This is a genomic window from Mesorhizobium sp. BHbdii, from assembly GCF_053848045.1.
This window is the reverse complement of the sequence record NZ_JBSPKX010000001.1, coordinates 792,302-817,266: the sequence shown is the minus strand read 5'-3', so window position 1 is coordinate 817,266 and position 24,965 is coordinate 792,302. Positions and strand designations below refer to the sequence as shown.

Genomic DNA, 24,965 nt, shown 5'->3' with positions numbered 1-24,965 from the left:
CCGCCTTCGCGAAAACGGTAACAACGCACGTGCAGCGGATTCCCAGCACATGCCAGGCGCTCTATTCCGAGCTTGCACAGCGGTCGCTTGTTACCTCGGCCAGCGCTGCTGATCGTAACCATGTACAACCGCTCGCCGCCCTTGCGTCTTGCGCGCCAATTGACCATCCTCGCAGACGTTAGTTGCACCGCGGCCGGGGGGTTCGCACATGCCGACGCTTTATGCGCTCAAACCGGCCTTCCAGGCGAAGCTGCGGCCGCTCGCCGATCGGCTGGCCGGGGCCGGCGTCACCGCCAACCAGATCACGCTACTGGCTGCCGCCCTGTCGGTCGCCACCGGCATTCTGGTCGCGGCCCTTGCCGGCCATCGCGCGATCTTCATCCTGATGCCGGTGGTGCTGTTTGCGCGCATGGCACTCAACGCCATCGACGGCATGCTCGCGCGGGAACATGGTCAGGCCTCGAAGCTTGGCATGTACCTCAACGAACTCTGCGACGTCGTCTCAGACCTCGCGCTGATCCTGGCCTTTGCCGCTCTCTTCTCCGCCTGGGGTGTCGTCGCCTTTGCCATCACGGCAGTGCTTGTGGAATTCGCCGGTGTGCTCGGCATCGCGGCGGGCACGGGGCGCAATTATGCCGGGCCGTTCGGCAAGAGCGATCGGGCGCTGGCGCTCGGCATCGTCGCCTTCCTCATCGCCTGCGGCCTATGGGTGGAAGCGATCACGCCGTTTGTGTTTCCGGCAATGGCTACACTCTCGCTGGTGACCGCCATCAACCGGATACGCAGCGGCCTTAACGGGAGCGGTGGCTGAAATTCCGGTCACATCCGCCAGGGGAACAACATGCTTCATGAACCAACGATTGCCGCTTCCGCAAGCGAGCAGCGGGTGGCGCAGGAGCGCACCTTCCGCACGCATGACGGCACCGAGATCTTCTACCGCTACTGGCCGGCGGTCGGGCGACCTGCCAAGGGCGCGGTCCTGCTGTTCCACCGCGGCCACGAGCATGGCGGCCGCATGGCGCATCTGGTCGACGAACTCGACATGCCCGACCATGCCTTTTATGCCTGGGACGCGCGCGGCAATGGCCGCTCGGCCGGCGAACGCGGCTATGCGCCGTCCTTTGCCGCGCTGGTGCGCGACATCGATTGTTTCGTACGCGAGATCGGCAGAGACGGGTTCGGCCAGCGCGACATCGCGCTGATCGCCCAATCGTTCGGCGCGGTGCTCGCCGCCGCCTGGGTGCATGATTATGCACCGCAGATTCGCGCTGTGGTGCTGGCCTCGCCGGCCTTTTCGGTCAAGCTCTACGTGCCCTTCGCCAAGCAAGGCATTGCGCTGTGGCAGAAGATCAAGGGCCGCTTCTTCGTCAATTCCTACGTCAAGGCCAAGTTCCTGACGCATGACCCCGAGCGCATCGTCTCCTTCGAGGCCGATCCGCTGATCACGCGGCCGATCGCGTCCAACATCCTGGTCGAGCTCTACGATCACGCCGCGCGTATCGTGGCCGACGCCCGCGCCATCACCGCGCCGACGCAATTGCTGATCTCCGGCAGCGACTGGGTGGTGCGGCATGGACCTCAGCACGAGTTCTTCGTCAATCTCGCCAGCCCGGCCAAGGAGCGGCATGTGCTGCCCGGCTTCTTCCACGACACGCTCGGCGAACGCGAACGCCGCAAGGCACTCGATCTGATCAAGCCGTTCCTCGAAAGACAGTTCGCGACCCCGGAGAAGCCGGTCGACCTGACCGCGGCCGACCGCGCCGGCTTCACACGCGACGAGGCCGACCGGCTCGCCTCGCCGCTCGCCCTGCTGTCGCCGAGGGGCCTCTACTGGGCAATGAGCCGCGCCTCGATCCGCATGGGCGCCTGGCTGTCGTCAGGCATGAAGACGGGAATTGCCACCGGCTTCGATTCCGGCTCGACTCTCGACTATGTCTACGAGAACGAGGCGCGGGGCCACGGTCCGCTCGGCCGCATGATCGACCGCACCTTTCTCGACGCCATCGGCTGGCGCGGCATCCGCCAGCGCAAGCTGCACCTGGAAGAGCTGATCGGCAGCGCCACTCGGACGCTGAAGGCCGGCCGGCCGGTCCATATCGTCGATATCGCCGCCGGCCACGGCCGCTACGTGCTCGACGCCGTCGCCAAATGCACTGAGCCGCCGGCCAGCGTGCGGCTGCAGGATTTCTCCGACCTCAACGTTTCGCTCGGCCGCAAGCTGATCGCCGAGCGGCAACTGCCGACCAGCGTCTCGTTCCACCAGGCCGACGCATTCGACGCCCAAATGCTGGCCGGGCTCGATCCGGCGCCGGACCTGGCCATCATCTCCGGGCTTTACGAATTGTTTGCCGACAACGCCATGATCGCCCGCTCGCTCGGCGGGCTGGCCAAGGCGATGCAGCCCGGCAGCCTGCTTCTCTACACCAACCAACCCTGGCATCCGCAGCTCGAAATGATCGCGCGCAGCCTGACCTCGCATCGCGGTGGCCAGGCCTGGGTGATGCGCCGGCGCACGCAAGGCGAGATGGACCAGCTGGTGGCGGCGGCCGGCTTCGAAAAGCTCGACCAGCGCATCGACCAGTGGGGCATCTTCACCGTCTCGATCGCGCGGCGCGTCTGAGCATGGTCTTGCCAGTCCTTGGCGCCGCCGTTGCCGCGCCCCCTGCCCTTTCTGCCTCCGCGCGCGAGCCGTACGCCGGAATCGTGCTGCGCGCTGCGTTGTGGCTGGCGTTTCTGGCGCCGTTCTTCTATGTGACCTACGGCTTCGCCAACTGGCTGGCGTCGCAGCGCGACGATGTCGGCAGCATCGTCTTTGCCTGGGAGCGCGGCATCCCGTTCATCGCCTGGACGATCGTGCCCTATTGGTCGATCAACCTGTTCTACGGCCTGTCGCTGCTGTTAAACGATACCAAGCGCGGCGTCGACCGGCTCGCCGGCCGTTACCTCACGGCGCAGATCATCGCCGTCGCCTGTTTCATCCTGTTCCCGCTGACGGCGACCTTCATGCGGCCGCAGACATCAGGCCTGCCGGGGTTTATGTTCGCGGTGCTCGGCGGCTTCGACAAGCCGTTCAACCAGGCGCCGTCGCTGCACATCGCGCTGCTTGTCATCGTCTGGGATCATTGGCGCTGTCGGCTCAAAGGCCTGGCCGCCATCGTCTGGCACGTCTGGTGTTTCCTGATCGGCGCCTCGGTGCTGACGACATGGCAGCACCATGTCATCGATATCCCGACCGGCGCTTTGCTCGGCTTTTTCGCCCTGTGGCTGTTCCCGCGCGACGGCGAATTGCCGTTCGCCGGCTTCCGGCTGACCGCCGATCCCAAGGCACGGCGGCTGGCGCTGTTCTACGCGCTCGTCGCAACGCTGGCACTGGCCGGCGCCGTTGCCGGCGCCTTCGTCTCGGCGCTGTGGCTCATCCTGCTGTGGCCGGCGCTGGCGCTGGCCATCGTCGCCTTCGCCTATGTCGGAGCCGGCGCCAAAGTGTTCCAGAAAGCGGCCGATGGCAGCGTCTCGCTGGCCAGCCGTGTTTTGCTGCTGCCTTACCGGCTTGGCGCCAGGATCAATGTGTGGGCGTGGACGCGCAAGCTGCCGCCGCATGTCGCGATCGCCGACGGCGTCTTCCTCGGCCGCTTTCCCACCGCCGCCGAGGCCGACGCTTTCGGCACGGTAATCGACCTTGCCGGCGAGTTGGAAAGCCCGCGCGGCGTCACCTGCCGCTGGACGGCTGTCGCCATGGTCGATCTTTTGCCGCCCTCGCAAGCGGCGCAAACGCAAGCGGTGGCGGCGATCGAGGCGGCCCGCGGCCACGGCACCGTGCTGGTCTGCTGCGCGCTAGGCTTCCAGCGCAGCGCCGCCATCGTCGCCAACTGGCTGGTTGCCAGCGGTCGCTCGCCAACGCCGGCGCAGGCGCATAAGCGGCTAACGGCATCGGGCCGTCCGGTGCATCTTCGGATCGCGGCGGACGAGCCGGCATGAGTGCCCATCGAGACAAAGCCGAGGCCTTCGCCGCCAGCCTGATGACGCAGGCGGTGTGGCCGCTGCTGCTGGTGCTGGCCGCGTTGGTGGCCGCGCCGTTCATTGCCATGGCAGCGCAGCCGCAGACGACGACGCTAGCGTCGGCGGCCTGGCTGGTGGCGGCAGCGAGCGGCATGGTCACCCTCGCCGTCTCGGCCCTGCTTGTCTTCGACGCGCTGCTGTTCTGGCTGATGGCGAGCCACATCAGCGAAGCCGCCGGCGGTGCCTCGGTCGACGACGTGCTGGCGCGCATGCGCGTTAAACCGGCCGCTGCCGGCATCCGCTCGCTCGACCGGCGCATCGCGGGCACGCAGCGCCTGCTGATGAAGCAGCGCATCGCGCTCGGCCTGTTCGTGGCGGCATCCGCTGTCGCCTTGTCTTTCTGAGCCGGACGATGAGCAAGCTCGGCACAAGGACTTTCACCCTGCTGCAGACCGTGACCTCGGTCGGCCTATCGGCGCTGGCCTGGGCGGTGACCGGGGTGCGGCCGATCTGGAACGGCAGCAAGCCGTCGGACCGGCAGCGCATCTACTTCGCCAACCATGCCAGCCACGGCGATTTCATCCTGCTGTCTGCCTGCCTCAGCGAGAAGGAGCGCGCCCGCACACATGCCGTCGCTGCCGCCGATTATTGGGGAAAATCGCGGCTGCGCCGGTTCATCGCGCAGGACATGCTGTCCTCGGTGCTCATCCACCGACAGTGGATCGATGAGGCCGAGAATCCGATCTCGATCATGCTGTCGGTGCTCGACGAGGGCCATTCGCTGATCATCTTCCCCGAAGGCACGCGCAACATGACAGACGAGCCTCTTCTGCCGTTCCGCTCCGGCCTTTACAATCTGTCGATGGCGCGGCCCGACGTCGAACTCATTCCCTGCTGGATCGAGAACATGTCGCGGGTCCTCCCCAAGGGCCAGTTCGTGCCGGTGCCGCTGCTCTGCCGCGTGGTCTTCGGCGCGCCGATCGCAATTGCGCCCGGCGAGGAACGCAGGGCCTTTCTCGACCGCGCCCGCAAGGCGCTGCTTGCGCTTAATCCCCGCCCGCTAAGAGACGACTAGAACAACATGCCAATGCACGAAACCCTCATTCTGGTTGTCGGCCTCACTGCGGTGCTGACCACAGCAAGCCTGGTTGCCGGCATCCTGTCGTGGCGCGCGCCGAAGCCGCTGTCCTCGACGCTGGTCAACCTCAACCAGCGCATCAACGCCTGGTGGGTGATGGTGGTCGCGATCACCGTCGCCTTCTTCTTCGGCCGCTCCGGCATGACCTTCCTGTTCGCGCTGATCTCGTTTGCGGCCTTGCGTGAATTCGTGACGCTGACGCACAGCCGCCGCAGCGACCATTGGGTGCTGCTCGGCATGTTCGGCATCATCATCCCGTTCCAGTACTGGCTGGTGTGGACCGCGTGGTACGGGCTCTTCACCATCTTCATCCCGGTCTACTGTTTCCTGCTGATGCCGGCGATCACCGCGCTTCATGGCGACACCGAGCGCTTTCTCGAGCGCGTCTCGGCGCAGCAATGGGCCGTCATGATCTCGGTCTACTGCGTCAGCCACGTGCCGGCGCTGCTGACGCTCGAGGTGCCCGGCTTCGAGGGCCGCAATTTGTTGCTGATCGCATTCCTGATCATCACCGTGCAAGGCAGCGACGTGCTGCAATACATCTTCGGCAAGCTGTTCGGCAGGCACTTGATGTCGCCGAAGGTTTCGCCGTCGAAGACCTGGGAAGGGCTGGTCGGCGGGCTGGCGACGTCGAGCCTGCTTGGCGCGCTGCTGTCGTTCCTGACACCGTTTTCGCCGCTCCAGGCGGCGGGCGTCGCCTTCATCGCCTGCTTGATGGGATTCCTCGGCGGACTGGTCGCCTCCGCCATTAAGCGCGATCAGGGGGTGAAGGACTGGGGCCATCTGATCGAGGGCCATGGCGGCATGATGGACCGCGCCGACAGCCTGGTCTTCGCCGCCCCGGTTTTCTTCCACACCGTGCGCTATTTCTGGACGTGACAGGAACTACAGCCTTATTTTGCAGCCGCAAGCGGCGCTTTCTTGACAGCCGGCGGCGAATGCGGCGCCTGCCAGCGACCTTGAGCGCAACCTGCGGATCCCTCGACCACGCTACCCTTCGAGTCCTGCCGCAGGTCGTGAGAGATATTTCCCGTGGCTCTGCTTGGACCAACGGGACCGCGGATGAAATAGTTATGGCGCAGCCAGAACGCCTCGGCGGATGGCAAGGGCGACATCGGCGGAGAACGGCGGCACATCAAGCTTCAGCCAGCCGTCCGAATTCGCTTGCCAATCCGCCATTTGCCTGCCGGCAGTGGTATCCCAGGCGATGACGCGATACTGGCCACCGCATGCCGCCACCCGCGCCCCCTGCCGCCAGGTGAGCCCATTGCAAATGGCGGAAATATTCATCATCGAAAGGTTCCGGAAGCGTGATTTTCTTGTCCTTGAATGAGTGGATCGGGCCGTGCTCGGAATCGAGAAAAGGGCGGCCGTCACGGATTTCGCCGAGCGCCTCTCCGACGATCCGCGCCATGCCGAGCGCCGGCGCCACCGTGTCACTGGGGTCATCGATCGTGCCCTCCTCGTAGAGATGGAGGGAGGCGAAGTCGAGGTCTGGGTGGCGGAAGATCGGCCCGGGCAGCGGCATGTGGGGCCGCCAGCGAAGCTCAGGTCCGAACAGCGAGACGGTCTGCGGGTGAGAGCGGCCGTAAAGTGACGTTTCCAGCCGGCGCACAAAATCGCTGAGATCATGGATGAAGGCGCCGAAGCCATCCGCGCTGCCCTGAGCCTGCTCGGGATGGATCTCGTTCCAGAGGTCCCATGCGAAGAAGGCTCCGCTGCCGCTCCATCTGCGAACCACGAATTCCAGCCTTGCCTTGATCGCGCGGCGCGTCTCGACGCAGATCAGGAATCGCGACGGGTGGTCCAGCACGCCTCCGTTATTGCGGTTGTAGGGGTGGTGGCGCCAGTGCAGCCACTGCCAGAACGTATCAAAGGGGGTGAGCAGGATTCTTAAGCCCTGTTTTTCGCAAAGACGAAAGAGGTCGTCCCACAATTGCACCATTGCCGGCACGAAGCGGCCCTGCGGCTTCTCGAAGTAGCGGTGGCGAACCTGGGCATATTCCAGCATCAGCCTGAGGCAGGTGACGCCGCTTTCCTTCAGCCAACGGAGATGATTTTCCACGCCGGCCATATCGGCGCGCCGGAACAGGCCATTGAGTTCGGGCCAGCTTACCGCATCATTGTGCCCGATCGGCGTCCATGCCTCGCCGTCCTCGGTTGCGAAATAGGAACCGGCTAACTTGATCCAAGGCAGGCCGGCAGCCGATCTCGGCGCAGAGTCTTCCACCGGTATCGCCAATCTAATATCGTTCAAAGGCATGCCCCGAATTTCGTCCCCGGAGCGGTATAACTGCCGCGGTGGCAAAATGTTTCGCCGGGTTGGCAGGCCAACGGACTCTCATCTATTTGCAGTGCAAGGCTGCCCTGCCCTAGTCGGAGGGAAGGAACATCTCCTTCTCCTAAGCGACGGCCTCGAAGGCCTGACGCACCTCCGGTGGGGTTACCCCGTCCCAAACCCATCTATGCAGGAACTGGATCGCTTTCTTCCACTCAGGCCCCTTCGTGGGCAGTCATGAGTTGCTAAGGCTCCCTCGACGTGGTTGATCCGCAGGTAATCCAGGTCTCGGTCGATCCTGACGAAGAACGAGCCAGGACGCGATCATGGCCCGTAGTTTGCCGCGCCCTTGCGGCAGAGCCGGCCTTGCGATCATCGTTACGTTATGGACTATCGCTATGGACGATCGCAGGAACGCGAATGAAATAGTCATGACACAGCCACCACGCCTCGGCCCGGGCGTCCCTGTTAGGCGACTCGTGAAAGGACTTGCTGATCCAGGTCGCACCTAGCCAGTCCGAAACGCCAGCGATGGTTCGTTGCCTCACGTCTGCTCTGGTAAAACAAGGTCAGTTTCCCGCCCTCGATCATTACCGTCGAATGGCCGTTCTCCCCAGGCTCACCAGGATCAAGCACGGGGCCGACCGACACGTAGGGACCCTGGACGTCGTCGGCGATGGCGAAGAATACGCGCTGACGACTTCCGCGCGGCCCCTCGGGAAGGAAGCAGGTGGCGTTGAGAAGCACGCGACCGTCGGGCAGTTCGACCAGTTGGGCGCCCTCGATCCCCCATTCGTAGTCCGGATGCTCGCGCGCATTGTGATGGGGAACGTCGAGATGGTCCAATATCTTGCCGAGACGTTTCCACGGCCCGAACCAGGAATCGGATTGGCTGCGCGCCAGATAGACGTCAGGCTGCGGCACCCTGGTGAATTTAGGCATGCCTGAATAGACGATGTAGCGCTTGCCGCCGATGATCGCCGGATGGGGATCATAGATCCCGTCCTCATCGGTGCCCGGCAGGGACAATATCGCCGGTTTCAGCACCACCCAGTTGAAGCCATCATTGGAAACCGCATGTTCGCAACGTCCGCCCGACTTCATGAATTCGGTCTGGATAAACATATGGAAGACGCCGCATTCATGAATGACGCCGGGCGCCGCTATGCCCGATCCGGTTACCGGCAAGTCGAGCGCCTTATGCTCAGTCCACGGCCCATAAAGGTCCGGAGCCGTGGCATGTAGTATTTTCCAGCTCTCGGTCGTGACAGTGCCGCTGGAACCGAAGACGTGCCAAATCTCGCCGTCGAACACCGGACAAGGATCCTTCAGATCATCCACGGACTGCGGGTGAAACAACGGAAAGACGTTGGTTTCAAAGTTGAACTTCATTCCTTGCGGCTCTCTCACGGTGGCTGCCCGCTTCGGCCATCTGTGGCGACCAAAACGAATCATGCGCGGCTCATTAACTCTTATACCTGCGCTCATGAATGGTTGTTGAACGATTGAGCGGATTTCAGCCGTTCTGTGGCCATGCGCCACATTTGGCGAGATATGAAGCTGCAAGCGCCTCCGCCTTGGCCGAGGCGACATGTCCGTGGGGTGTTGTTAGCAGCGCCGCTTCTCTTCGAACGATTGCGCAAGTGGCCGGCTCGGCGGCTACAGCCAATTAAAATCCTTGGAACAACTTACTCAAATGAAAGTTAGATATACGGATAAAGGATTCATCAGGAGCGCTTCGATTAACATATGTTAATCTGGAGAATTACAAACTATAATTCAGAGGAATCTTACATGAAAATAGCGGGTGGCAAAAAAAATAAATCAAATATCCCCATAAAATCGTCTATTCTACTTTGCTTTTCTCACCTCAGGTGGGATTTCGTACACCAACGCCCGCAGCATATTCTGACGCACGCCTCAAAACAGCAGCAGCTAATTTACTTTGAGGAGCCGGTCTACGAGGAAATACGCTATCCTTCGATCCGGGTGAACGATCGATCTGCAATGATCACAATCGTAACCCCGGTTCTTCCGGCCGGCATTTCCGCAACAAAGGCGGACGCCATCCAGCGCAGGTTCGTCGACCAGATCCTCACCTCAGCGCCGCATGACCGGCTGACTGTATGGTACTACACGCCGATGGCGCTGCGTTTCAGCGATCATCTCCGCTACGACGTGTGCGTCTACGACTGCATGGATGAACTCTCCGCCTTCAAGGACGCGCCGGCAGAGTTGACGCAGATGGAAAAGGCGCTGTTCCAGCGCGCTGATGTCGTGTTCACGGGCGGGCAGAGTCTGTACGAGGCCAAACGAAGCCTCCACAAGTCGATTTTTCCCTTCCCCAGCAGCATCGACGTTGCGCATTTCCACAAGGCAAGAGAGCCCGGCGATGACCCTGTAGACCAGGCAGACATACCTCACCCGAGAGTGGGCTTCTTCGGCGTGATCGACGAACGGCTCGACGTTGAAATGATCGCACAGGCGGCTGCGGCAATGCCCGAAGTGCATTTCGTCATGCTCGGCCCGGTGGTCAAGATCGACCCGCTAAGCTTGCCGCGCGCAAGTAACTTACATTGGCTGGGTGCCAAGCCCTACGCCGACCTGCCTCGCTATCTCAGGCACTGGAGCGCCGGCTGGATGCCCTTCGCGCTCAACGAGGCGACACGCTATATCAGCCCGACCAAAACTCCTGAGTTCCTGGCCGCCGGACTGCCGGTGGTCTCCACGGCGATTGTGGACGTCGTGCGCACCTATGGCGCCGAAGGCCTGGTCGACATTGTTGACGCCGAAGACATCGAAACCAAGCTTCGGTCCCTTCTGTCACGTCCCCGGAATTTCCTGTTGAAGGAAGTCGATGCCTACCTCGCCAACATGTCCTGGGAACGAACGTGGGACGCAATGGCTGCCCATATTCAGCGCGCCTATGCAATGAAAAGCATTGTGCCTTTGCGCCGGGGAGCCTGACCATGTTCGATTGGTTGATTGTCGGCGCCGGCTTCGCTGGCAGCGTGCTCGCCGAACGCATCGCATCGCAACGGCAGGAAAGCGTCCTGCTCATCGACCGGCGAAATCACATCGGCGGCAACGCTTATGACTGTTACGACGAAGCTGGAATTCTGGTCCACCGCTATGGGCCGCATATATTCCACACCAACGCCCAATCGATCATAAACTACCTCTCGCAGTTCACCGAATGGAGGCCTTACGAACATCGCGTACTGTCTTCGGTCGACGGAAAACTGCTGCCGATACCGATCAACCTCGACACGATCAATCGTCTGTACGGCCTTGAATTGACGCCCGAGCAATTGGAGGAGTTCTTCGCATCCCGGCGAGAAACGGTCGAGGAAGTCCGGACAGCTGAAGACGTAGTTGTGAGCACCGTTGGCAGGGAACTCTACGAAAAATTCTTTCGCGGCTATACAAGGAAGCAGTGGGGTGTCGATCCGGCCCAACTAAACAAGTCCGTGACTGCGCGGGTCCCAACGCGGATCAACCGCGATGATCGCTACTTTGGCGACACTTTCCAGAATATGCCGGCTGGCGGGTATACACGCATGTTCCAGCGCATGCTGGACAACCCAAGGATCAAGATCATGCTGCAGACCGATTATCGCGAAATTCGCGACAAGATCCCCTTTCAGCGGATGATCTACACTGGGCCGGTCGATGAATATTTCGACTGGAGCCTTGGTCGTCTGCCTTATCGGTCACTTCGGTTCGAGCACGTGACACTTGATTGCGAGCAGTTTCAGCCGGTCGCCGTTGTCAACTATCCGCAGACGGAAAACTATACCCGCATTACCGAGTACAAGCATCTGACCGGACAGCAGAGTCCGAAGACCAGCCTGACTTACGAATATCCAACCGACATCGGCGATCCCTATTACCCGGTGCCGCGGGCGGAAAACGAGGCGCTGTACAAACGCTATGAAGCACTGGCAGCGGCGTGCCCCGAAGTGTGGTTCGTCGGGCGCCTGGCCACGTACCGCTACTACAATATGGATCAGGTTGTCGGTCAGGCTCTGGCGACGTTCGCGCGCATTCAACAGAGCCTGCCGGCAAACGGCACGGTGCAGATGCTTATGCAGCGGACGATGCTCGGCCAACATTCGGAGCAGTTCCCCACCTACTGACGTGGCCCGCCCCTTCTTCGACCGCTACGAAACACCCGCCGCGAACAGTGTGCGCTGGCGCTCCAATTCATTTGCAACCGGCTGACGAAGACTGCGCGAACCGTCGGCATGAATCGTGGAGAATAAGCCGACTTCCGCGTGGCGCGAATTGTCCCAGCCGGGATACGCAGTCACCGGGTACAGACATATACCCTGAATCGGGGCACCACGGCTCATTGCGTCGCGGACCTCATCGCAAACATAATGGAGCCATGCCGGCCGGCCTGATCCTTCAGCGCCTGTCTCGGCGATGAACATGGGCTTTCTGTAGCGCTCTGCGACTTCGACCAACATGTCGGAAAGCGCCCGATATTCGTGGTGGCCCATCGGTATCGTTGGCCCCCGAAAGTACCATTGGTTGTGCGGATAAAAGTTAAGTCCGATGACGTCGACACAGTCCTCGCTGCCGCCCAATTCGGGCTCGGCACGGCCCGTCAGCATGTCATAGGCTTCAAACTGGCCCTGACGAACATTTTCCGCGCGCCGCTGCTCGGCACGACTACGGTCACGGGGAGCAACATGGATTAGCGGTTCAGCCCATATGAACCGGCAATCAGGTTCGGCATCGCGCATCGCTTTGACGCCCGCAACCGCTGCCCTCACAAGCTGTCGCTTGAACCATCCCCGCTTCTTCGGCCCCACACGTGGGAAATAGCCGACCTCTATCGCCCATGCGAAAAATGAGATCTCATTGATCGGGCACACCAAGGGAGCTACTCCTGTGATGGAGCGATGGACCCGGACAGCTTCAGCGGCGAAGCGGACATAGGCTTCTGTAAAGTCTGGGGCGCCTTGGTCTACGTGATCTGGTGAGCCATAGTGGAAGATATCCCAGACGACCTGCACCCCCGCCGCGTGAGCCGCTTCGATCATTGAGATCCAACCCGACCAGTCGAAGACTCCTGGCGCAGTTTCAATCAGGTGCCAGCGCAAGCCGTCGCGGATCGTGCGAAGCCCAAGGGCAGCACAGCTGCGATAGTCGCCGAGAGCGTGTTTGTCGTGTGCGGTTGCGCGAATCAAATCGAGGCGCACTCCGTCGCCGCGCCGATGCGAGGAACATTCGAAGCCAGCCATGAAGAAGCTGGCAAAGTCGGACGGATATTCGCCCGGCGGACGCGCCGGCTCGTCGCTCATGCGTGCGACCCGTCGGCCAAGGCTCGCGCCAGCGCTCCCGCTAGGCGATCGACCGTTGCCAGTTCCGACCCCCACCACAATTTCATTCGCGCCGCCATCGCGTCGCCTCTGAGTGATACGGGTGCAAGCGTCGAATGTTCACCAAGCGAGCGCGAGCGGGGGCGAGTCCAGGTGTTGTCGGTGAGCAGAGGTCGACCTCAGGATGACGGACTGGCGCTCTCAAGCCCAGCCCCGTTGATCGTCGTCGCGCTCCATAGTCCCTCCTGATGGAATCCGAGGAAGGAGAAGATCGCAAGCACGACAACGATAAAACCGATGAGATGGCGCAATCTCCCCCACATTGCGTACCGAACTTGCCTGCGACCGTGAGGTTCCCCTTCGGTTGAAATATTTCTGGTTGGGCGGGCGACCCGCCAACTTGGCATTTCTGCTCTGTACCTTTGACGCCCCACGCGACTCCAGCCCACGCCCTCGCCGCCCTGTCCCGCGCTCATTTTGCAGCGGCGAGCGGCGCCTTCTTGGCAGGACGCAACCGGCGGCGCATGCGGCGCTTGGCAGCGATCTTCAGCGCAACCGGCGGATCGCTCGACAACGCGCCGAGAACGGCTTCGACCATGCCATACGCCACAAAATCGGCGTTGATGTCATTGGCCAATTCGACGGCTGTGTTTTTGTCGTCGCCGTCCTCCGACCAGAACACGATCCCCACCCGCAGCGAGCCTTTGACACGTTTCAGCCGACGAACCAGGAAACGGGCATGTTTGACGGAGTCGCGGTTCAGGAATCCGACCACAACGGTGTCGACAGCGTCGAGTTCGAGCCGGCGAATGCTCGCCGGTTCCATGTCGGCAAAGCTCGCCTTCGAGACCGTCGCCCCTTGCACTTCGAGCACCTGCGCCAGCATGGCGGCGGCGGCATCGTCGAGTTCCCCGCGGCCGCCGGCACAAAGCACTGAAATGTCGGTGCCATCCGGGAGTTCGATGTCGTCCTCGCTCACCCCTTGAGCCTGCTTGTCCTCATCTGCTGCGGCAGGCTCGGCCGCGGCCGGATCATCGTCCTCCTCTGCTTCCTCCCGTGCGCTATCGTCGAGGTTCGCCACCAGCGTCTGCGCACTGGCCGCCACCTGTCGTCTTTGCTCATCGCCCATGACACCCCGCACCCGATCCTGTTCGCCGAGCAGAAGTGCGGGAATGGCGACTTTGTCATAGAATTCGAACAGATATTCTTCCTCCAGGATCTCCTCGGCGTGATCTGTGGCTTCCTCTGGATCACCGGCCAACAGCCGTTGGTAGAGCCGAGCATGCGGTTCGAGCACCGGTTCGTTGCCGAACAGAACGTCGAGGAATTCGAACTGCGGCACGTGCCTACCGAGCACGACGAGACAGACAGTGAGCGGCGTCGACAGAACCAGGCCCAACGGCCCCCAGAGCCAGGTCCAGAAGATAGCCGCAACGATGATGGCCAATGGTGAAAGCCCCGTACGTGAACCGTAGAGCCATGGTTCGACGACGTTGCCGGTTATCATTTCCATGGCCACGAACAGCCCGGCGGTCCACAGCACGAGCGACCAGCCGGGAGCCACGGCCAGCGCCAGGAACAGAGGCAGCAGCGCACCAATGATCGGGCCGATATAGGGAACAAAGCGCAGCGCCAACGCCAGCAAACCCCACAGCAATGCATTGGGTATGCCGAGAACCCAAAGCCCGAATGCAATCGGCACGGCATAGACGATGTTCACGACCAATTGCATGAGCAGATATCGGCCGACCCGCTTGCCCGCTTCCTGGAGCGCCTCGGTGGTCCGATGAAGATCGCCGTACCCGACGAGGCGTATGAAACGGTCGCGCAGGTCCTCGCGCTCGAGGAGCATGAAGATGACGACGACGATGATCAGACCGGCCGATGCCAGCGGGCTGATCAGCGGGCCGATCAGGTTCTGGAGAACCTTGAGCGGCCTTTCGCGCGCGATGATCTCGACAGGCACCGGCTCGCGCTCTGGCTCACCTGCGGTAGGCGGTGAGGTTTCCTGCCGGTCGAGTTCCTGACCAATGCGTTCGATCACGCCACTCAGCCTGGCGATGATGCCTCCGCCGACGCCGGTCTCCTTCAGGGACCGGACCTTGGTCAGGATATTCGACTGGTAAAGCGGGATGTTCTGCGCCAGTTCGCTCACCTGCGTGGCGACAATGAAAGAGAACAGCGCGAGGACCGTGAATGCACTCAGCACGCTGGCGATGACGGCCGGGAGACGGGGAAGGCCGACTCGCTTGAGTCCGGAAACTATGGGTGCGAGCGCAAAGGTAAGCAGCAGAGCGATTGCGATCGGCAGGAAAACCTCGCGCCCGAAGTACAGGGCCGCAACCGCCGCCACGACTGTCGCGACGGTGGGCAGTGACATGGGCGGGAGGGTTCTGGCAGAGGAAACAACGCCCATCACCCCGGGCTCGGCGGGGTGCATGCCGTTTCGACGATTGGCCGCCACTTGATACCTCCGCCCTGCCATAGCCATGATCAGGCATATTGAGCCGGCGTGCAACTTTCGCTTCTTCGCGCCGGCGAGTTCGAAGACGCGATCGGCAAGGGCGGCGCTTTGCGGCCCAACTGGACAGCCGGACGGGCGCTTCGGTCGCCGGACAAAACAACTGACGTGGTGATCGGTTCCGCACAGGCAGAAGACGAGGTCAGGCTTAATCCGAATGACGCAGCCAATGACGGTCGAACACGTCGAGGATGCCTCGGAACTCGGCCGGCGGGATCTGGCTAGCACCGCCGTCCTTGCTGTCTCCGGCGAGGAATTGCGCCAGCTGCCGTTCGACCATTTCCGGCTGCTCGATTGCCACGCCGAGCGAAGCCAGGTCATCGGCGATCGACCCGTCGGGCGGCAGATATCCGCCCCATCCCTGGGGCGCCCGATTGCGCAAGCGGATCATCAGGATCCTGGTCAGGGACGGCTGCGGCTCCGGGCCGATGATGGTGGTGCCGCATAGATAGCCGCCAAGCACGCTTCCGGGCCGCGAGTGCGGAAACAGGCAGAGGAAGAATTGGGCTTCGCCGCTGGTTTCCTTCAGATGCGCATAAAGGCCGCGTTTTGCCGACGTCATCAGCCCACCGAGCAGCAGCTGCCCGGTCGGCAATGCCTCGCGATAGGCGGCAGTCAGGCCGTGCGCCCCCGGCCCGGCGTCTATCGAAAGACTGCCCCTGATCAACTGGCCGCGATAATAGGGCGACAAGGCGCGCGAATAACATGCATAGGTTCCGGCAAGGGCCAATCCAAGGCTTCGCTCTTCATGCCCGGACGCCGTCTCGAACTGCGCGCCGACGCGGCGTTCCAGTTCGGCCCTCTCGATGCCGTGGCGGGCGCAGATCGCCGCCGTGAAGCCTGGCAGGTCGCTCTCTGCGATCCAGGCGCCGGGCTGCTCCAGGTTGAGAAGCTTCGACCAGTCGTCGTAGACGCTGAGCTCGCGCGGCTGGGCGCGGCCCTGCAGCCATTTGTCGGCACGGCCGAGATCGAACGCCGTCTTCGGGTTGATGCCTCGGAACGCCGCCGCCAAATCCTTGCGAGCGACGGTTCCCAGCAGGGCCGCAGTCAACCGTAATTTCTGCGCGATATGCTGTGCCATCCCACCCGCCCCTTTATGCCACCGCGAGGCATAACATGGGGCAGCACTTGCTCCCATCGCATTCATTGCGGGCCGGACTTCTCCTAAAGTCCCATATTCCAGGAAATCCGCAGAATTCCACGCCGCTCCACGCGCCCACCCTTTTCGCCCTGCCGGGCGGCACTAAGGTCGCGCAGGGCAAGGGCAAGTTATGAAACTCACGCTATCTAGGCTTGAATACCAATCCCCTTCCTCGGTCATTTGAACGACGGCGAAGCCGAGCTCTCGCAACCACCACAAACCAGCGTAGATGCCGCCGCAACAAAGGAAGGAATAATTCGATGTCCTGGATTGCCTCCCCCAAAAATCCCCTTCACCGCGGTTGCGGCTGGATCCGCCGCACTGCTGCTGCTGACCTTCGGGCCGGATGGACCGTCGCGTGCTGCTGCCGGCTCGCGCGCGGCAGCGACATATGGCAAGACGGCTCCTGCGTCGCCGGCCATCGAGCCGACGCGCATTGAAGTCGACGGCGGCGCGCACGTGATACGCTTTTACATCGACGGCAAGCAGGTCGCCCTGCTAGACTCGACCGGCTTCAAGGATTGAACTTACGGTCGGCGCGGCTGCGTAAGCCTAGCTCGCGCCGGTTCCTTGCAGCCCCGCTTTTCCACAAGCCATATTCCAGGAATTCCGGAGAATTCCACGCCATTCCACACAGCGGCGGTGTTCGGGCCGGCGGCTGGGGTTAACCTTACGTTAACCATTGAGGGACGCCGCCATGAAACTTGCCCTGTCTGCACTTCTCGCCGTGCTCGCACTTTCGCAAACCGTGGAGGCTAAAACGAAAGTCATTGCGACAGATGCGAAAGTGGCCACAGCCGAGAAAACCCGGCCGCCGCTCGACAATAAGTCCACCGGCGGGATCAACGCCTCGTTTGGTGCGATGGCGGCGCCCGCCGACAAAAATGCGTCCAGTCCGTATCCGCCGGCGATCTATTTCGATTTCTAGAATTTCATCCATCCCCTAATGGAGGGACTCTATCCTTTTATTTCGATCGCACCACGCTTGCGGTGGCCGGGATCGACAGGCCCTGGGGATCGACAGGCCCCGGATCAATAGACTTGGTGGCGGCGCGCCAAGCCGCGATAGGTTCGCCTCCGGCCTCAGCCGACCCTGACGACGAAATGCTTCGTCACCGGCTCGATGATCTTCCACGTTCCCTTGAAATCGGCCTCGACCACGAAGGCATCGCCGGGACCGACTTCGACGGGCGCGCCGCCATCGGGCGTGATGACGATGCGGCCTGATATCATGTGCACGAATTCATAGTCGCTGTAGGTCGCGTGATAGGTGCCGGGAGTAGCCTGCCATGTTCCCGACATGACCTTGCCGTCCTCTGTGGTGTGCTGGACGGCGGTCTTCATGGTTGGGTTGCCGTCGACCACGACCCAGCCCGCGAGATCGCCCGCCTCGGCGTTTTCGACTGCGCCGAATTTGAGGATGGTCTTCTCTGTCATGGTCGGGCTCCGTTTGGAACTGTGCCGGCATTGGCTGCCGGTCAATAGCCGAAGCACCTGACATGAGCAACGCGGGCCTGCCCGCATTATCAGCAGCAATGGCACGGCTTGCCACGTGCCGCTACGCTTGACGTTGCCCTCATCCTCCGGAGCAGCCGAAGCCTCCGGGAACCGGCGCTTCTGAATTGCGCAGGCGGATGGCAGACGCGGCATCGCCGCGGTACGGAACCGACGCTAGGGCCGGCCCTCCGGGGCCACTCCTTGAAAGCCGTCGAAAGTACGATATATCAATGACTAAGCGTGCGTTGCACGCGACGTAGTGCTTTGGTCAAGCTTCATCTGTGGAGGTTGTCATGGCAAACAATCTGATGGAAGGAAAGAAGGCCCAGGATTGGATCAATCTGATCCTTGCGGCATGCCTGTTCATCTCACCTTGGGTCATCGGCTTCGCTGCTGAAACCGCTCCTGCGTGGAACGCCTGGATTGCCGCAGTCGTGCTCGGCGCCCTGGCTCTCGCGGCGCTTTCGGTATTCGCCGAATGGGAAGAGTGGGTGAACCTTGTCGTCGGGCTCTGGCTGATCGCCTCGCCCTGGCTGCTCGGCTTCATGGCGAACGCCAACGCGATGGCGACCCATGTTGTCCTCGGCGTGCTGGTGGTTGCGGCATCGGCCTGGGCGGTCTGGGACTCTCGTCATCATCCGCCAGCGCATGCGTGATTGGTGACGACCAAGGGGAGGAGCCCGGCGCACGAGCGGCGGGTTCCTTCTAAGCCTGAGATCGGTACGCAGGCCCGCTAGCCGGGCCAATTGTCTTCCTTGTGCTCAAAAAACACCCCGCCGCGCCGGTGCATATGTCAGCGCCGCCCCAGCGCTTTGTGGAATAGACGCCGACGAGCACACCCGCGCTGCACTCCGCCAACTCCACTTATGTTGCACTGCGTTAGATTTGTTGCATTGCAATATCGGTACATCGCGTCGAGTCTTCGCAACGGGTGGCTTTTTCAACGATCACACGAGGTTTTGCCGTGTCAGCATCGTTTCGGCCTGATATCGAAGGGCTGCGTGCACTGGCGGTGTCGGGCGTCGTCGCGTTCCATTTCGGTCTGTCGGACCTGCCGGGCGGCTTCACCGGCGTCGACATCTTCTTCGTCATCTCCGGCTATCTGATCACCGGCCAGCTGCTGCGGGAAATGGCCGAGGACGGCAGGCTGAACCTGTGGCGGTTCTACGCAAGGCGCGCCCGGCGCCTTCTGCCGGCCTCGCTGTTCGTCATCTTCGCCACGCTTGTCGCGGGTTACTTCATCCTGTCGCCGGACGAACAGGCGCTCTATTCGAAAGGCGCCATGTTCGCCTCGGCCTATGCGATCAATTTATGGCTGATCCGCTGGTCGTTCGACTATTTCGCCCCCGATGCGGCGAACAACCCCTTCATCCACTTCTGGTCGCTCTCCGTCGAGGAACAGTTCTACCTGGTATGGCCGGCGCTGCTTCTGCTGGCGGCATGGCTGCGCCCGGGCAAGCGCACGGCGATCCTGGTGATCGGCCTCGCCGGCGCGGTGTCGTTCGCCGTCTGCGCCTGGCTCACCACCGTGGCGCAGCCCTGGGCCTTCTATTTCTCGCCGCTCAGGGCCTGGGAATTCGCCGCCGGTGGCCTGGCGACGATGGCGCCGGCAAAATTCTGGCGCGAGCGCCCGCAACTGGGCGCAGCACTGGCATGGCTTGGCCTGGCGCTGATCGCCGGGGCCTATCTGACCTTCAGCGAACAGGCCACCCCCTTCCCCGGCGTCGCGGCGGTGGTGCCGGTGGCCGGCACCGTGCTGCTGCTGCTCAGCGGCTCCGGCAATGTCCAAAGAGGGCCCAGCGCCATGCTGGCGCTGCCGCCCTTGCAATGGGTGGGGAAACTTTCCTACTCGCTTTATCTCTGGCACTGGCCGGTCATCGTCTATGCGACGATGATGGTTCCCGACCTCTCCTGGCCCGGGCGGCTTGCCTGCGCAGCATTGACGCTGGCGCTGTCGATCTTCACCTATAGTTTCATCGAGAACCCGATCCGCCGCAACGTCTGGCTGATGGCGAACGCGGCGCGCGCGCTTATTCCCGCCGCAATGCTGACCGGCGCCGGCGTGGTGGCAACTTACGCCAATGCGCGCCTTGCCGTGCACGATCTCGACCCCTCACAACGCATCATTGCCGAAACTGCCGCACAGCCCTCCACCGCGCGCGCCAAGGACGGCTGCGTTCTCGACTACGAAACCGTCACGCCAAAGCCCTGCGTGTTCGGCGCAAAGAATGCCGAGCACTCGATCGCGCTGTTCGGCGATTCGCATGCCGACCACTGGTCGACGCCGCTGATCGAGGCGGCGAAGAAGAACAACTACAAGGTCGTCACCTGGCTCAAATCCGCCTGCCGGGCGTCGCGGCTGACGGTTTGGAGCTCGAAGCTGAAGCGCGACTACACCGAGTGCGATCGATGGCGCGAGCAATCGATCAAGGAGATCATCGCCCTGCGCCCGAGCCTGGTGGTGATCTCGGAGATCTCGCTGACGAGCTCGCGCAAATTGTCGCCCGACGTGAAGGTATCCGAAAGCCAGGACCGGGACTGGCAGGCCGGCCTGCGTGCAACGCTGGAAGCGTTCAGCCAGGCCGGGCTGAAAGTTGCCTTTATCCGCGATGTCCCGTTCAACGGCATGTTCGCCGACACGTGCGTGGCCCGCGCGCTGTGGCGGGGACAGACGCCGTCGGTATGTGATGCGCCGCGAACCGACGCCGCCAACGACGCCGTGGCCGCGGTGGAGCGCGACATCGTGCGCACCGTCCCCAACGCGACCTATATCGACATGACCGACCGGTTCTGCGATGCCAAGACCTGCCATGTCTTCATCGACGGCAAGCTGGCCTACCGCGATCGCCACCACTTGGCGACGCCCTTTGCGCAAACGCTGGAGCCGCCCGTCGAGCGCGCGCTGTTTTCGCTGGGGGCGGCGAAATAAGGCAGCGCAAGACGCGCCTGTCACCGCGTCTCAGTGCAAGCCAAACTCGCGCAGCAGTTCTTCGCGATAGCGCACGAACCGGCCTTCGCTGCGATCGCGGGGGCGCGGCAGTTCAACCTCGACCAGCCGCGCTGTGCCGCCCTTCTCCCTGGGCAGGATCAGCACCCTGTCCGCGAGATAGATTGCTTCTTCCAGATCATGGGTGACCATGACCATGGTCACGTTCTCCTCGCTCCAGATGCGCGCCAGTTCCTCTTGCATGCCGATCTTGGTCATGGCGTCGAGCGCGCCCAGCGGCTCATCGAGCAGCAGGATTTCAGGCTGCACGGTCAAGGCCCGGGCGATGCCGACGCGCTGCGCCATGCCGCCCGAAAGCTGCCTGGGAGAGGCATCGCTGAATTCGGCCAGACCAACGAGCGCGGTATAGAAGCGGGCCTTGCCCTCGGCCTCCGCCTTGGGCACGCCCCGCACTTCGAGGCCAAAGGCGACGTTGCCGAGTACCGTCAGCCAGGGCAGCAGGCGCGGTTCCTGGAAAATCACCGCGCGTTCAGCGCCGACGCCATGGACCGGCTTGCCGTCGATCGCGACACCGCCGCTGTCGGAGGCCTCCAGCCCGGCAAGAATGCGCAGCAGCGTGGTCTTGCCCGATCCGCTGGCGCCGACAATGACGAGACATTCGCCGGAGCGGATATCGAGGTTGAGAGCCCTCAGCACGGCAAGCGGACGCCCGCCGAGGCTGAAGGATTTGGAGAGGTCGCGGATCGTGACCTCGCCGCCGCCTGTGGTGGCCATGGTGCCCGTCTCCCGGTCAGTTGGTTTTCGTTTCGCCGCGCCGGTAGAGGATATCCGCGGCTTTCAGCCTGCCCTTGGGCAGGCGGCCGTCGCGCTCGAGCACGCTGACCCAGAAGTCGATGTCGCGGTCGTCAGCCTTGGCCCCTTCGCGCAGGCCAAAGCCGGTCCAGTAGCGCGCCAGCTCGCCATTTTCGCCGCGTTTATCGAGGATCTCCGCGAGCACCTTGCGCGCCTCGTCCGGGTTCTGGCGCGACCAGTCGGCGGCGCGGGCCGACTGTTCGATGAAATTGCGGGCGCCATCCGGATGCGCCGTGATGAAGTCGCGCCGCAGGACGATGAAGCCGCCGGCCAGTTCGCCCAGCACGTCGGTGTCGTTGAACACACCCCGCACGCCGCCCTTGTCCACCAGCGCGCCAGCAAACGTCGCCTGCCAATAGCCCAGTGCCGCGATATCGACTTGGCGCGACCGCAGGGTCTGTTCAAGCTGCGGCCCGGGCACCACGACGAGCTTGGCCGCATCCGGCGGCAGGCCGACGCCGTGCAGCGCCTCGCGCACGGTGTAGTCGAGATGGGCACCGAGCGTGTTGACCGCAATGGTCTTGCCGGCGACGTCGGCAATCGATTTGATCGGACTGTCTTCCAGCACGTAGAAGACGCTGTGCACTTGCCTGTTGATGCCGTTGCTTGGATAGGCGGCGACGAAGTCGTTGCCTCCGGAGATCGAATTGACCACCGCAGCGGTTGCGGCCGAGCCGAGATCGACGCTGCCGGAGGCGAGCGCGAACAGCGATTCCGGGCCGCCGCCCGAGTAGCCGACATTCTCCAGCTTGACGCCGAAGTCGTTGAAATAGCCGAGCTCGTCCGCCAACTCATGCGGCGAGATGCTGCCGCGGCTGGCGAGGTAGCGCAACGTGACCGGCGCGGCTTGCGCAGCGGCAAAGCGAGGCAGGCCGGTGGCGATGACGCCGGCGGCAAAGGGAGCGCCCGCAAGCAGGGAACGGCGAGTAATCGGCATGGTCCGGTCTTTCCTGTTGGAGGATGGTGCCTGTTGGAGAGGATGGTGAAAGGCTGGTCAGTCGATGGGATTGCTCCATCGGCAGAGCCGCCGCTGCAGGCTGACCAGCGCCTGGTTGGCGATCAGGCCGAGGCCGGCGAGGATGACGATCGCCGCAAACATCAGCGGGATCTGGAAGTTGTACTGCGCGTTCATCACCTGGAAGCCGATGCCCTTGTTGGCGCCGATCATTTCGGAGGCGATCAGCAGCAAGAGCGCCGTGGTCGCACTCAGCCTTAAGCCCACGAAGATCGACGGGACGGCACCCGGAAGCACGACCCGACGAAACGCGGTGAGCCGCGTCGCGCCATAGACCCGGGCCATTTCGAGCAGTTTCGGATCGACTTGCTTGACGCCGCTGATGGTGTTGAGCAGCAGCGGAAACAGCGTCGCCCAGAAGATGACGAAGACCTTTGATGCCTCCCCCAGCCCGAGCAGCAGGATGAACACCGGGTAGAGCGCCAGCGCCGAGGTTTGCCGGAAAACCTGCAGGATCGGATCAAGCGCCGTTTCGACGGCGCGCACTTGGCCCATGAACAGACCAAGCGGGATGGCAACCGCCACCGCCGCTGCGAAGGCGAGGCCGGCGCGCTGCAGGCTGATGGCGATGTCGCCAAGCAAGGTCCCGCCGGCCAGACCATTCCACAATGCGGAGACGATCGTGTCGATCGGCGGCAGCACCGCGGCGTTGACCCATCCCGCGCTGCTCGACAGCTGCCAGATCGCGAGGAAGGCGATCAGGATGCCGAAACGGGACAGGAAGCGGACGACAATCCGCTTGGCCAGGCGCGGGAAATCGGCGCCAAGGCTGGTTCTGCCGTCATGTGCGGCGATCGTGACCGGCCGCTCGATGTGTTGCAAACTCATCGTCTTGCCCTTTGCTTCAGAAAATTTATTCGGCGGCCAGCACCCTCGAGCGGGCGGCGGTCCAGGGGTTTTCCGGCCGCCTGAGGCCGAGATTCTCGCGCAGCGTCCTGCCTTCGTAGGCGGTGCGGAACAGGCTGCGGCGCTGCAGCTCGGGGATTACCAGGTCGACGAAGTCGTCGAGCGCGCCGGGCAACCAGGGCGGCAGGATGTTGAAGCCGTCGGCGGCCTCGTTGCCGAACCATTCCTCCAGCTGATCGGCGACCTGGGTGGCGCTGCCGATGACGGTGTAATGGCCGCGGGCCGTCGCCACCCACTGGTAGAGCTGGCGGATGGTGAAGTTGTGCTCGTCGGCGATCTGGCGGATCAGCGCCTGGCGGCTCTTCATGCCTTCGGTTTCCTTGCTCGGCGGCAGCGGTCCGTCGAGCGGATAACCCCTGATGTCGAGCGTCTGGCCGGCCAACCCGTTGAGCAGGGCCACGCCATCCTCGGGCAGGATCAGATCGTTCAGCTGCCGGTACTTGGCGCGGGCTTCCTCTTCGTTGCGGCCGACGAAGGGTGCTACGCCCGGCATGATCAGGACCTGTCCGGGATCGCGGCCGGCAGCCTTCACGCGCGCCTTCATGTCGCGGTAGAAGTCTTGCGCCGAGGCCAGATTCTGATGGGCGGTGAAGATGACTTCAGCCGATTGGGCGGCGAGCTTGCGGCCGTCCTCCGACTGCCCGGCCTGCACCACCACCGGGTGCCCTTGCACCGGACGCGGCACATTGAGCGGACCCTTGACGCTGAAATGCGGGCCCTTGTGGTCGATGTCGTGAAGCTTGTCCTTATCGTAGAAGCGCCCCGACTTCTTGTCGCGGATGAAGGCATCGTCTTCCCAGCTATCCCACAGCGCCTTGACTGTCTCGACATGCTCAAGCGCCCGGGCATAGCGCTCGGCGTGGGCAGGCTGCGTCTCGCGATTGAAATTGCGTGCGGTCTCGTCGCCCGCCGAGGTCACAACATTCCAGCCGGCCCGGCCATTCGACAGAAGATCGAGCGAGGCGAACTTGCGGGCGAGCGTATACGGCTCCTCATAGGTGGTGGAGGCGGTGGCGATGAAGCCCAGATGCGTGGTGAGCGGCGCCAATGCGGCAAACAGCGTCACCGGCTCGAACCCGGCGATCTTGGCATTGCCGCCTTCGCGGGCGCCGAGGCCGACGGTCAGATTGTCGGCGAGGAAATAGGCATCGAACAGGCCGCGCTCGGCGGTCAGCGCGAGCTGCCTGTGGAACTCGAAATTTGTCGCGCCGTCCGCCGGCGCGTCAGGGTGGCGCCAGGCTGCGATATGCTGTCCGCCACCGGGCAGGAAAGCACCAAGCTTGATCTGCCTGGACTTGCTGGGTCTGGTCATTGCGGGTTCCTTCTGACTGTGCGGAAAGGGAT

22 protein-coding genes are annotated in these 24,965 nt (G+C 62.9%); 12 read left to right on the top strand and 10 right to left on the bottom strand.

The window, feature by feature from the left end:
- Positions 1 to 208: 208 nt before the first annotated feature.
- The 6 genes from ACWTU8_RS03940 to ACWTU8_RS03915 are packed head-to-tail and all read left to right on the top strand — an operon-like array spanning position 209 to position 6,013.
- A complete protein-coding gene (locus ACWTU8_RS03940) occupies positions 209 to 811 on the top strand; it encodes a CDP-alcohol phosphatidyltransferase family protein (RefSeq protein ID WP_287349385.1) in 603 nt (200 codons plus the stop codon).
- A gap of 30 nt (positions 812 to 841) precedes the next feature.
- The gene (locus ACWTU8_RS03935) at positions 842 to 2,620 is read left to right on the top strand and encodes a bifunctional alpha/beta hydrolase/class I SAM-dependent methyltransferase (RefSeq protein WP_455847115.1); all 1,779 of its coding nucleotides are present in this window, start codon (positions 842 to 844) and stop codon (positions 2,618 to 2,620) included.
- Positions 2,621 to 2,622: 2 nt separating this feature from the next.
- Complete coding sequence (locus tag ACWTU8_RS03930) at positions 2,623 to 3,975, top strand: phosphatase PAP2/dual specificity phosphatase family protein (protein ID WP_455847114.1); 1,353 nt, start codon at positions 2,623 to 2,625, stop codon at positions 3,973 to 3,975.
- Positions 3,972 to 4,400: a hypothetical protein gene (locus ACWTU8_RS03925; RefSeq protein ID WP_455847113.1), complete on the top strand. Its 429-nt coding sequence runs from the start codon at positions 3,972 to 3,974 to the stop codon at positions 4,398 to 4,400. Before ACWTU8_RS03930 ends, ACWTU8_RS03925 begins: the two co-directional genes overlap by 4 nt.
- Positions 4,401 to 4,408: 8 nt before the next feature.
- Positions 4,409 to 5,071 (top strand): lysophospholipid acyltransferase family protein, encoded by a 663-nt coding sequence (locus ACWTU8_RS03920; RefSeq protein ID WP_455847112.1) that lies wholly within the window; start codon positions 4,409 to 4,411, stop codon positions 5,069 to 5,071.
- Between the two features lie 12 nt (positions 5,072 to 5,083).
- Positions 5,084 to 6,013 (top strand): phosphatidate cytidylyltransferase, encoded by a 930-nt coding sequence (locus tag ACWTU8_RS03915; RefSeq protein ID WP_455847111.1) that lies wholly within the window; start codon positions 5,084 to 5,086, stop codon positions 6,011 to 6,013.
- Between the two features lie 256 nt (positions 6,014 to 6,269).
- Here the strand turns inward: ACWTU8_RS03915 and ACWTU8_RS03910 are convergent, their stop codons facing one another.
- Both ACWTU8_RS03910 and ACWTU8_RS03905 read right to left on the bottom strand, forming a co-directional pair.
- Positions 6,270 to 7,364 carry a hypothetical protein gene (locus ACWTU8_RS03910; protein ID WP_455847110.1) on the bottom strand — a complete coding sequence of 365 codons (1,095 nt, stop codon included), beginning with the start codon at positions 7,362 to 7,364 and terminating at the stop codon, positions 6,270 to 6,272.
- A gap of 516 nt (positions 7,365 to 7,880) precedes the next feature.
- Positions 7,881 to 8,804, bottom strand: coding sequence for a hypothetical protein (locus ACWTU8_RS03905; protein WP_455847109.1), 924 nt, complete (start codon positions 8,802 to 8,804; stop codon positions 7,881 to 7,883).
- 402 nt (positions 8,805 to 9,206) lie between these two features.
- Here ACWTU8_RS03905 and ACWTU8_RS03900 point away from each other — a divergent pair, with 402 nt between their 5' ends.
- Positions 9,207 to 10,379, top strand: coding sequence for a glycosyltransferase family 1 protein (locus tag ACWTU8_RS03900; RefSeq protein ID WP_455847108.1), 1,173 nt, complete (start codon positions 9,207 to 9,209; stop codon positions 10,377 to 10,379).
- A gap of 2 nt (positions 10,380 to 10,381) precedes the next feature.
- On the top strand, positions 10,382 to 11,551 hold the full coding sequence (gene glf / locus ACWTU8_RS03895; protein WP_455847107.1) for a UDP-galactopyranose mutase: 1,170 nt from the start codon (positions 10,382 to 10,384) through the stop codon (positions 11,549 to 11,551).
- Between the two features lie 24 nt (positions 11,552 to 11,575).
- Here the strand turns inward: glf and ACWTU8_RS03890 are convergent, their stop codons facing one another.
- From ACWTU8_RS03890 to ACWTU8_RS03880, 3 genes are all read right to left on the bottom strand, one after another.
- Positions 11,576 to 12,724, bottom strand: a complete 1,149-nt coding sequence (locus ACWTU8_RS03890; protein ID WP_455847106.1) for a beta-glucosidase — start codon at positions 12,722 to 12,724, stop codon at positions 11,576 to 11,578.
- Positions 12,725 to 13,214: 490 nt separating this feature from the next.
- Positions 13,215 to 15,206, bottom strand: coding sequence for an AI-2E family transporter (locus ACWTU8_RS03885; RefSeq protein ID WP_455847105.1), 1,992 nt, complete (start codon positions 15,204 to 15,206; stop codon positions 13,215 to 13,217).
- A gap of 205 nt (positions 15,207 to 15,411) precedes the next feature.
- Positions 15,412 to 16,344 carry a hypothetical protein gene (locus ACWTU8_RS03880; protein WP_455847104.1) on the bottom strand — a complete coding sequence of 311 codons (933 nt, stop codon included), beginning with the start codon at positions 16,342 to 16,344 and terminating at the stop codon, positions 15,412 to 15,414.
- 330 nt (positions 16,345 to 16,674) lie between these two features.
- Here ACWTU8_RS03880 and ACWTU8_RS03875 point away from each other — a divergent pair, with 330 nt between their 5' ends.
- Entirely contained in the window at positions 16,675 to 16,929 is a 255-nt protein-coding gene (locus tag ACWTU8_RS03875) for a hypothetical protein (protein WP_455847103.1), read from the top strand.
- A gap of 172 nt (positions 16,930 to 17,101) precedes the next feature.
- Positions 17,102 to 17,332, top strand: coding sequence for a hypothetical protein (locus tag ACWTU8_RS03870; RefSeq protein WP_455847102.1), 231 nt, complete (start codon positions 17,102 to 17,104; stop codon positions 17,330 to 17,332).
- 155 nt (positions 17,333 to 17,487) lie between these two features.
- On the opposite strand, the gene ACWTU8_RS03865 is transcribed toward ACWTU8_RS03870, so the two are convergent.
- Positions 17,488 to 17,841: a cupin domain-containing protein gene (locus tag ACWTU8_RS03865; RefSeq protein ID WP_065008649.1), complete on the bottom strand. Its 354-nt coding sequence runs from the start codon at positions 17,839 to 17,841 to the stop codon at positions 17,488 to 17,490.
- A gap of 353 nt (positions 17,842 to 18,194) precedes the next feature.
- Between ACWTU8_RS03865 and ACWTU8_RS03860 the strand changes: the two genes are divergently transcribed.
- Together ACWTU8_RS03860 and ACWTU8_RS03855 are read left to right on the top strand one after the other, a co-directional pair.
- Entirely contained in the window at positions 18,195 to 18,557 is a 363-nt protein-coding gene (locus tag ACWTU8_RS03860; protein ID WP_455847101.1) for an SPW repeat protein, read from the top strand.
- Between the two features lie 308 nt (positions 18,558 to 18,865).
- Entirely contained in the window at positions 18,866 to 20,830 is a 1,965-nt protein-coding gene (locus tag ACWTU8_RS03855; RefSeq protein ID WP_455847100.1) for an acyltransferase family protein, read from the top strand.
- Positions 20,831 to 20,860: 30 nt separating this feature from the next.
- On the opposite strand, the gene ACWTU8_RS03850 is transcribed toward ACWTU8_RS03855, so the two are convergent.
- The 4 genes from ACWTU8_RS03850 to ACWTU8_RS03835 are packed head-to-tail and all read right to left on the bottom strand — an operon-like array spanning position 20,861 to position 24,933.
- Complete coding sequence (locus ACWTU8_RS03850; RefSeq protein ID WP_455847099.1) at positions 20,861 to 21,622, bottom strand: ABC transporter ATP-binding protein; 762 nt, start codon at positions 21,620 to 21,622, stop codon at positions 20,861 to 20,863.
- A 16-nt stretch (positions 21,623 to 21,638) separates the two neighbouring features.
- The gene (locus tag ACWTU8_RS03845) at positions 21,639 to 22,637 is read right to left on the bottom strand and encodes an ABC transporter substrate-binding protein (RefSeq protein WP_455847098.1); all 999 of its coding nucleotides are present in this window, start codon (positions 22,635 to 22,637) and stop codon (positions 21,639 to 21,641) included.
- Between the two features lie 57 nt (positions 22,638 to 22,694).
- Positions 22,695 to 23,543 (bottom strand): ABC transporter permease, encoded by an 849-nt coding sequence (locus ACWTU8_RS03840; protein ID WP_455847097.1) that lies wholly within the window; start codon positions 23,541 to 23,543, stop codon positions 22,695 to 22,697.
- A gap of 25 nt (positions 23,544 to 23,568) precedes the next feature.
- On the bottom strand, positions 23,569 to 24,933 hold the full coding sequence (locus ACWTU8_RS03835; RefSeq protein WP_455847096.1) for an LLM class flavin-dependent oxidoreductase: 1,365 nt from the start codon (positions 24,931 to 24,933) through the stop codon (positions 23,569 to 23,571).
- Positions 24,934 to 24,965: the final 32 nt, after the last annotated feature.